The sequence below is a fragment of the Actinophytocola sp. genome (genome assembly GCF_035712165.1).
Taxonomy (GTDB): domain Bacteria; phylum Actinomycetota; class Actinomycetes; order Mycobacteriales; family Pseudonocardiaceae; genus DASYTH01.
On sequence record NZ_DASTBH010000392.1, the window covers coordinates 1 to 8,921 of the forward strand.

Annotated in this window: 5 protein-coding genes; 2 read left to right on the forward strand and 3 right to left on the reverse strand. The window is 70.3% G+C overall.

The annotated features are described in order from the left end of the window. Positions 1-34 precede the first annotated feature (34 nt). Both VFO68_RS21745 and VFO68_RS21750 read left to right on the forward strand, forming a co-directional pair. Complete coding sequence (locus VFO68_RS21745) at positions 35-880, forward strand: hypothetical protein (protein WP_325160194.1); 846 nt, start codon at positions 35-37, stop codon at positions 878-880. 523 nt (positions 881-1,403) lie between these two features. Continuing rightward, positions 1,404-1,694: a hypothetical protein gene (locus VFO68_RS21750; RefSeq protein ID WP_325160195.1), complete on the forward strand. Its 291-nt coding sequence runs from the start codon at positions 1,404-1,406 to the stop codon at positions 1,692-1,694. Positions 1,695-1,730: 36 nt separating this feature from the next. Here VFO68_RS21750 and VFO68_RS21755 read toward each other — a convergent pair whose 3' ends face one another. From VFO68_RS21755 to VFO68_RS21765, 3 genes are all read right to left on the reverse strand, one after another. Continuing rightward, on the reverse strand, positions 1,731-4,805 hold the full coding sequence (locus VFO68_RS21755; protein ID WP_325160196.1) for a discoidin domain-containing protein: 3,075 nt from the start codon (positions 4,803-4,805) through the stop codon (positions 1,731-1,733). A gap of 46 nt (positions 4,806-4,851) precedes the next feature. Next, positions 4,852-6,594, reverse strand: coding sequence for a discoidin domain-containing protein (locus VFO68_RS21760; protein ID WP_325160197.1), 1,743 nt, complete (start codon positions 6,592-6,594; stop codon positions 4,852-4,854). Positions 6,595-6,653: 59 nt separating this feature from the next. Further along, positions 6,654-8,921: discoidin domain-containing protein (locus VFO68_RS21765; protein ID WP_414635544.1), on the reverse strand; the 2,268-nt coding region annotated here is incomplete at its 5' end.

An 8,921-nucleotide genomic window follows, 5' to 3' on the forward strand; every position in this document is an offset into this window, starting at 1 on the left:
GCGGGGTCTTGTGCGAAGCGGCCACTATGAGCCCATGCAGATCCTGGAGGTGACCCGGTTCGGTGTCCGGTCGGCGGTGATCCGGCTCCGCCACCGCACGATGCCGCTGCAATTCGTCATCTACCCCATGATCCACATGGCGAGCCTGAGCTTCTACGCGGACGTGACCGCCCGGCTGGCTACCGCAGACGTGATCGTCGCCGAGGGCGTCCGACGCACGACCAGACGCTCGCCGCTGATCGCGGCCCTGACCCTCAGCTACCGGATCCTCAAGTTCAACAGGCGCGTCGACCTGGTCGAGCAGGACATCGACTTCGCCGCGTTCACCGCGTCGGGCATACCGGTGATCAACCCAGACGTCGACGCCGACGAGTTCCGCTCGTCGTGGCGCCGGGCGCCGTGGACCCACCGGCTGATGATGTGGTGCGTTCTTCCCGTGGTGATCCTGGGCCGGCTCTTCGGCGGCTCCGCCGCGATCTGGTCCACGGCCATGCAGGTGGACGACCTGCCCACCGACGAGGAAGAAGACTGGGCGCTGGACGCCCCCGAACTGGAAGAGGCGATCTGCGGTGAACGCGACCGCCGACTCATCGCCGCCCTGCGACAACTGCACGAGCAGCGCGGATTGGAGAACATCGAAGTTGCCGTCGTCTACGGCGCCGGCCACGTCGGCGCCATCGTGCACGCCCTGTGCAGCCCCGACGGCTACCTGGTCCGCTCCGGCGAATGGCTCACCGTCGTGGACCTGGTCGGCGATCCCGCACTCGCATACCGCCTCGACCCGCAACGCTCGATCACCCGCGCTAAAGCGGCCGTGCGCGCCCGGGAGGCAGCCCGCGAGGCCGCGGATCTGTTGAGCCGCGAATCCCGAGCGAAGTGACCGGCCGCCCCGACACACGATCGTGCGGCACGTTTGGTGATCCAGGCGTGCGAGGCGTGGGCACCGCGCTGACCCGAGAAGCGATCGGCTCGCTCGCCAGGCCGGGCAGGCACGCTCGACCTGACCTCCCGGCCCTCGCGAACGACGGCGAGGTCCCGATCATCGTTCGTCCAAGCCCATCTCGTCGGCCAAGGTCCGCGGGCTCCTACAGCAGATCTACCTCGCCTGTCAATCGATGTCTAATGCGTACCTGCGGCCGCCTGTGGGTCTATTGGAACGGCTTCACCGCTGCTCCCGTATGCTGCGCGTTTGAAGGTAATGCACCCGCTCCCGCGGAAGACCGAGGGACTACGGACACCGGACCCGGCGTCCAGCATCTCCTCGTCTCGCCATCGGCCTTGTACGTCCTGGCACAGCCCGTCGAGCTGCACGGCGCCGAGAACGGAAGGCATGCCGCGGAGCGCGCGGCGCCAGGCCGGCCTGGGACCTGTTGGGCGACTGCGTCGAGGAAAGGAGCGAACGGGTGACCACCAGGGTCGTTCAGCTATGGGGCGACGGCCTCGTCCCGGTGTGGGACGGCATCTACCGGGCGGACGGCTCCGCGCGCGTCGTTGAGCTTGGTGGCGGAACCAGGCTGGAGCGGTTGACTCTTGGCCCGTCGCTTGACCTGGAAGCCATGCTGAGCACTGATCCCGACAACGTCACGCACATCGACGTCGTTCGTGGCGCAGACGTGCCGGTGCCGGACGGTTCCGGCCACGTCTGCCTTGGCGAAGGGTCGCTGACGGTCGACCTGAACGATCCAGACTTCTGAACTGCCCTACGCATTGAGCTTCGCGTTCGGCGCTGGTCAGCTCCAGCCGGACAGGCCCGCGCCGTACGGATAGAGGGGAGTGCCGTAGGTCGGCGGCACCGGACGGCCGGCGTCGATGCGGGCGCGGATGTCGGCGCGTTCGGCGGCGGTGGCACCGAGGTCGTACGGGACATCCCAGTGCTCCACCGCGTCCGCCAGCACGTCCGCGCCTCCCGGCCGGAGCACCTGGTCCAGGCCGCGCGGCAGCTGCCAGGGCAGTTTGCCGGCCGGCGCGTAGTCGCCGAAGAGCAGGCTGGCCACCGCCGGACCCATCTCCTCGCCGCCGCGGTAGCTGACCACGATCGCTCCGGCCAGGTCGTGCCACTCGGTGATCACGTACGGCCTGGGCAGGACCAGGACGACGACCACCGGGATCCCCTGCCGCTGGAAGTTCTGGATGACGGCGAGCTGGTCGGCCGGCAGGTACGGCTGTTCCTTCACCCAGCTGGTGCCATGGGTGTAGGACGGCTCGCCTACGGCGACCACGGCCAGCCTGGGCGACGGGCCGGTGTCGGAGAAGACGTTGACGCCCGCGCTCGCGGCCCGGGCCCGGATGGCGTCGAGGATGGTCGACGATCCGTACTCGCGGTGGAAGTAGCTGGTCCAGACGCAGCAGGACGCCCCGTCGGCGGCGCGGGGTCCGGCCACCACGATGTTGTCGCCGGCGGCCAGCCGCAGCGGCAGTACGCCGTTGTTCTTCAGCAGGGTCATCGCCTCCCGCGAGGCCTGGTTGGCCAGCGCGGCGTACGCCGGCGTGTGGAGCCGGTACGGCCCGTTCACCGGATCGCCGTACGGGTTCTCGAACAGGCCGAGTTGGAACTTCAGGCGAAGGACCCGGCGTACGGCGTCGTCGATCCGGGCGGCCGGCACGCCGGCGATGAACGTGGCCACGGAGAACCCGGCCGCGCCCGGATCGGCGCCGCCCATCACGTCGGAGCCGGCGTTCGCCGCGCCGACCCAGGAGCCGGAGGGCAGCCAGTCCGTGGTGATCAGGCCGGTGTAGCCCAGGTTCTGCCGCAGGTAGGCCAGGATCCTGGCGCTGTCGCCGGCGCCTGGTCCGCCCGGGTCGAGGTAGGAACTGCCGGCGTACCCGGGCATGATGTTGACCGCGCCGGCCTCCATCGCCGCCCGGACCGGGATCATGTGGTACTTGATGGTGACGGCGTCGTACGTGATCAGCGCCTCGCCGCCGGCTCCCTCGCCCGGCCAGTGCTTGACGGTGGCCAGCACCGACCGCGGGTTCAGCTCCGGCCCGCCGTGCAGGCCGGCGACGAGCGCCCGGACCTGTGCCGCGGCGACGTCCGCGTTCTCGCCGTTGCCTTCCTGGATGCGCGGGTACAGCACCTTCGTGCCGACCTCGGCCAGCGGGCCGAGCACGCCGCGGGTGCCGACCTCCAGTTGCTCGCGTCGCTGCATGTCGGCCAGCTTGTAGTCCAGCGGATAGTTCCGCGCCGCGGCCAGCGCGCTCTGGGTCGGATACGTGGTCTGGTAGCCGTGGATGGTGTCACCGGCGGAGATGAACGGGATGCCCAGCCGGGTGCCGGACGAGGCGAGCAGCGCGGCGTGCAGGTCCTGCGGCTGTGCCGGCCCGAAGTGCCAGCCGGACCGCGGGTGGACCTGCGCGTTGTAGAACATCTGGTACGCCTTCTCCTCGGCCGTCATGCGGCCGAGCAGATCGTTGACCCGGGCCTGGACCGGCTGGCGCCAGTCCTCGTAGGGCTCGACGGCTCCGTTCCGGTTCAGGTCCCGGCTGCCGTTGACGACCGGCACGCCGTCGGCGACGGCGGTGACGGCGGGCAGGTAGAGGCCGAACTGCCGGATGGTGGACGTGGTGGTCGCGCCGGAGCCGTTCACCGCCACGACGAACCACTTGTACGTCCAGCGGTCCGGCAGGTCCCAGGTGGGCGTGTAGCCGGTTGAGGTCGGCTCGGCGACCTTTGTATAGAGGTCGATCAGGTTCCCGGCGGCGGCGAAGTCGTAGTCGGTCCGGCTGATGTTGATCCAGACCTGGTACCGCACCGCGCCCGGGACGGCGGCCCAGGACAGGGTGGGCCGGCGCGTGTTCGTGACCATGGCGCCGTCGGCGGGAGCGGAGAGCGCGAACTGGCCGGTGGTGGCGGGCGGGCGGGTCGGGCCGGAGAGGATGGTGGGCGACGTCGCGGAGGTGTCGACGGTGCCGAAGACCCGGAACTCCCAGAGCGAGTAGCCGTAGCCGGTGGCCCGCGCGGTGCCGTACATCCGCACGTAGCGGCCGGTGCCGGTGACGCCGAGGTTCTCCACGCCACCACGGCCGGTCGTGGTGGAGTAGATCGTCGTCCAGGTCGCACCGTCGGCGGAGACCTCGATGCGGTAGCCGGTGGCGTACGCGGCCTCCCAGTTCAGCGTCACGCCGGTGACGGCGGCGGTGCCGCCCAGGTCGACGCGGATCCATTGCGGGTCGCTGAACTGGCTGGACCAGCGGGTGTTGGTGCGCCCGTCCAGCGCGGCCGCGGGCGCGTTGCCACCCTCCCAGGACGAGGCCGCTACCGGCTTGAACTCCGAGATCGGCGTGCCGCCGGAGGGGGGTTGCCCCATGGTGCCGTACACCTGGAACTCCCAGAGCGAGTAACCCCAGCCGGTGGCCCTGGCGGTGCCGTACATCCGCACGTAGCGCCCGGTGCCGCTGACCTCCAAGGTCTGCGTCCCGCCGGTGCCGGCGGAGGTCGAGTAGATCGTGGACCAGGCCGACCCGTCGGCGGAGACCTGGAGTCCGAAGGCGGTGGCGTACGCGGTCTCCCAGCTCAGCACGATCTGATCGATCGCGGCGCTGGCGCCGAGGTCGACGCGTATCCACTGTGGATCGCCGAACTGGCTGGACCAGCGGGTGCCGGCGTTGCCGTCGACCGCGGCGGAGGCGGGCGTGCCGGCGTTCTCGGTGGAGGACGCGGTAGCCGGCTTGCCTTGCGACAGCAGCGCACCGGCGGCGCGGGCGGGTTGCGCGGCGCCGACCAGGTGGCCGGCGACCAGGATGACGGTGGCGGCGGCCAGCACGAGCGCCGGTCCGGGGCGGCGGGACAGCGAAACCGGTGGCATGACGACTCCTGTGGGCGGGAGGTACGCGCTGGGACGTGCCAGACGACTACCAGCCGACGGCGACGAGCAGGTACTGCGGGTTGCCGTGGGAGATGAACGAGGACTGGCTGGCGACGTCGTCGTACGGGAAGCCGTACGCCAGGCGGTTGATGGCGCGGTCGTGCCAGAACCTGGCGTAGTGGTTCGCCGGGGCGGCCAGGTAGTACCGGCTGGGATCGGACCACTGCGACCGGGGCAGCGTGGCCACGTGCCGGTTGAGGGCGGCGCACATGTCCGGGTCGCCGGCCAGGCTGCCGGCGCAGCCGAAGATGTCGGAGGTGCTGGCGGATACCCCGACCGAGGCGGCGTAGCTGGTGAAGTAGTTCGCGTTCACCCCGCCGGCACGGAAGTTGGGATGGCTGCCGGGCGCGATGATCCGGTACGGCGCCTGGTACTGCGCCAGCACCCTGAACTCGGGGGGCACCGCGTCGATGAACCGCTGGAAGGTGACCGACCGGTCCTCGGCGAAGGTGTCTTGGTCCTCGCCGACCGATACGTCGTACCCGTCGTGCGCGTGCAGGCGCATCGCCAGCTTGACGCCGAACGCGTCCACCCGGGTGGTGTTGCCGTTGAACACCGAGGGCCCGACGGTGAACTCGATGAAGTCGTTGTACTGGCTGTCGGGGGAGCCGAGGTGGAAGTACATCCGGCCGGCCGTGTTGACCGGCATGTCGAAGTACGGCTGCTCCGCGATCGAGTGCACCTGACCGTTGTGGCTCCAGTAGACCGCGCTGTCTGGGTAGCGGCCGTTGGTGCGGTTCAGGACCTTCACCATGAGGACGTTGCGGGCCGGTGGGATGGTGCTGGTGTCACCCCAGAAGGAGTCAGGTGGTGGTGGCGGGTTCGGGGGTGGTGGCGGCGGCGGGGTCGTCGAGGTGCCGGTCCGGACGGCGAACTCCCACAACGAGTAGCCGTACGCGGTGGCGCGGGCGGTGCCGTACACCCGGAGGTATCGACCGGTGCCGGCCACGGTGAGGGTCTGCGTACCGCCGGTCGCGGTCGTGGTGGAGTGGATCGTGACCCAGTTCGAACCGTCGCCGGAGATCTCGATGCGATAGGCGGTGGCGTACGCAGCCTCCCAGGACAGGACCACCTGGCAGACGCTCACCGTCCCGCCCAGGTCGACCCGCAGCCACTGCGGGTCGCTGAACTGGCTCGACCAGCGGGTGCCGGTGTCGCCGTCGACCGCCGCCGAGGCCGGCGTGCCGGTGCTCTCGACGGACGAGGCCGTGGCCGGCCTGCCCTGCGCCGCGTTGGCCGTGCCGCAACTCGCGCCGGCCGTCCCGTAGACCCCGAACTCCCATAGCGAGTAGCCGAATCCGGTGGCGCGGGCCGTGCCGTACATCCGCACGTAGCGGCCGGTGCCGCTGACCGCGAGGGTCTGCGTCCCGCCGCCGCCGGTGGAGGTCGAGTAGATCGTCGTCCAGGTTGAACCGTCGGTGGAGACCTCGATGCGGAAGCCGGTGGCGTACGCGGCCTCCCACCTCAACACCACCTGATCGATGGTGGCGGCGGCGCCCAGGTCGACCCGCAGCCACTGCGGGTCGCTGAACTGACTCGACCAGCGGGTGCCGGTGTTGCCGTCCACGGCGGCCGAGGCCGGCGTGCCGGCGTTCTCGACGGAGGACGCCGTGGCCGCCTTGCCCTGCGACAGCAGCGCACCGGCCGCGGTGGCCTGGCTAACCGCGACGAAGGCGCCGGTGGCGGCGGTCAGGACGGCGGCGACCGCCGCCAGGACGCGTCTGGTCATGGCCTGCTCCTGCCGAAGCGCTCGGGTGATTGGGTGATCGGGTGCGACCGTGTGCGGGTCTACGGGTAGTTCGTCAGGTAGACGACCTGGTTGGTGGCGTTGGCCGTGCCGCCGGTGCTGTTGATGACCCGGTTGATCGTGCCCACCCCGCCGAGCGACACGGTCACCATGTTGTGGAACCGCACGCCGGCGACGTTCGGCACCTCGAACGAGCGCTCGGCCACCACCGACGGGTCGGCGTTGAAGTAGCAGTAGCTGCCCAACCCCCACGCCTCGTGGGTGGTGACCGAGTCGGCCACCTTGTACGCGGCGTAGCCCCGGGTCGAGCCGTTCATCCAGGCGGCCTGGTTCGGCGGGTCGTACGGGTGCTCGTTCTGGAAGAAGTACGTCCGCCCGCCGTTGCCGTTCCAGATCACCTCGTACTTCTGGTAGTGCTCGACGAACAGGCCGTACATCGTGACGTTGTCGCCGTTGACCACGAGCCCGGTCTCGGCCGTGTTGAGGTTCCACCCGATGCCGGTGCCGTGGTCGCCGCGCCACAGCCACATGTGGTCGCCGATGACGTTGTCGCTGTTGATCCGCAGGCTGGTCGTGGCCTTGCCCGCGTGCGGGCCACCGATCCGGAAGAACACGTCGTGCAGCGAGGTCGGGTTGGCCGCGTGGCTCGCCGACGAGCCGGCCGGGCCGACCTCCATGAGGACCGAGGAGTTGACCGTGCCGGCCTCGAACATGATGCCGGCGACCTTCACACCGTCCACATCGGCCACCGTCATCGCGGTGATGCCGTTGTCCGGCTGGAGCGTGGCGAGACCGAGGCCCAGCACGACCGTGTCCGGCCGGGTGACGCGGAGGGTCTGGTCCAGGCGGTAGACGCCCGGCGTGAACAGCAGGTGCCGGCCGGCGTCCAGCGCGGCGTTGATGCTCGCCGCCGTCGCGCCCGGGCGGACGACGGAGAACTGGCTGAGCGAGACCGACGATCCGGCCGGCGTCCGGCCGAACCAGCTGGTGCCCTGGGTGTTGGTGCGTAGCGCCGGCACGAAGACGCGGTACTCGCCACCGGAGGTGACGTACAGGAAGGGCTTCTCGCGGACGACCGGGGTCTGGCCGATGACGGTGTGCGACGGGTTGGGGAAGTTCGGTGGCGGTGCGCCGGTCACGCCGGTGAAGACCATGTTCCACACCGATCCGGACCAGCCGCCGAACTCGCTGTTGCGGGAGAACCACTGCTGCTGCGACCCGGAGACGACCTGGCCGTCCACCTTGGTGTCCGCCATCAGGCCGCCGCTGGACCAGCCGTCGCCGCCGTTCCAGAGCTGGATCTGGTTCTGCGCGCCGCGCAGGTGCATGCGCCGGTAGGGGGCGGCCTGCGAGACCGCCCAGCGCTCGACGGTCACGCCGGCCGGCAGCGTCACCGACAGGTTCTCGGCGGCGCGCCAGAAGTTCTGGGTGGCGTTGCCTCCCATCCAGAACGCCTCGACCCGGACGTGCCCGTTGAGGTTGACGTCGTCGGGGGAGAATCCGAGCCCGGCGACCTGGGTGAAGAAGCCGAGGTTGACGTCGGCGGTGTAGGTGCCCGGCTTGAACAGCACCGCGTACCGGTTGGCGCCGAACTGGTTGGTCTCCTGCTGGCTGAAGATGGTGTTCAGCCGGCTCTGGATCGTCGCGGTGGGTGTCGACGGGTCGAAGACGTACGTGTTCGGTCCGAGATTCGGGTTGAACGGATCGGTCGGCTCGACCGGGTCGGTGGTGCCGCCGCCGGTTGTCCGCACTTCGAACTCCCACAGCGAGTAGCCGTAACCGGTGGCCCGGGCGGTACCGTTCATCCGCACGTACCGGCCGGTGCCGGTCACGGTGAGCGTCTGGGTGCCGCCGGTCGCGGTCGTGGTGGAGTAGACGGTGGTCCAGGTGCTGCCGTCGGTCGAAGTCTGGATCTGGTACGCGGTCGCGTACGCGCCCTCCCACCGCAACACCACCTGGCAGACGCTCCGGCTGCCGCCCAGGTCGACCCGGATCCACTGCGGGTCGCTGAACGCGCTGGACCAGCGGGTGGCGGTGTTCCCGTCGAACGCGGCGGACGCCGGGGTGCCGGCGTTCTCCGTGGACGACGCGGTCGCGGGCCGGCCGGCGGCGGCGTTGGCGGTGCCGCAGGCACCAGACGCAGGTTCGCCGATGACCTCGAACTCCCACAGCGAGTATCCCCACCCGGTGGCCCGGGCGGTGCCGTACATCCGCACGTACCGGCCGGTGCCGGTCACGGCGAGCGTCTGGGTGCCGCCGGTCGCGGTCGTGGTGGAGTAGACGGTGGTCCAGGTGCTGCCGTCGGTCGA

Excerpts from the sequence above, each read along its gene's own strand:
- VFO68_RS21760 (WP_325160197.1), bottom strand. The coding sequence starts at position 6,594 with ATGACCAGACGCGTCCTGGCGGCGGTCGCCGCCGTCCTGACCGCCGCC.
- VFO68_RS21755 (WP_325160196.1), bottom strand. The coding sequence starts at position 4,805 with ATGCCACCGGTTTCGCTGTCCCGCCGCCCCGGACCGGCGCTCGTGCTG.
- VFO68_RS21745 (WP_325160194.1), top strand. The coding sequence starts at position 35 with ATGCAGATCCTGGAGGTGACCCGGTTCGGTGTCCGGTCGGCGGTGATC.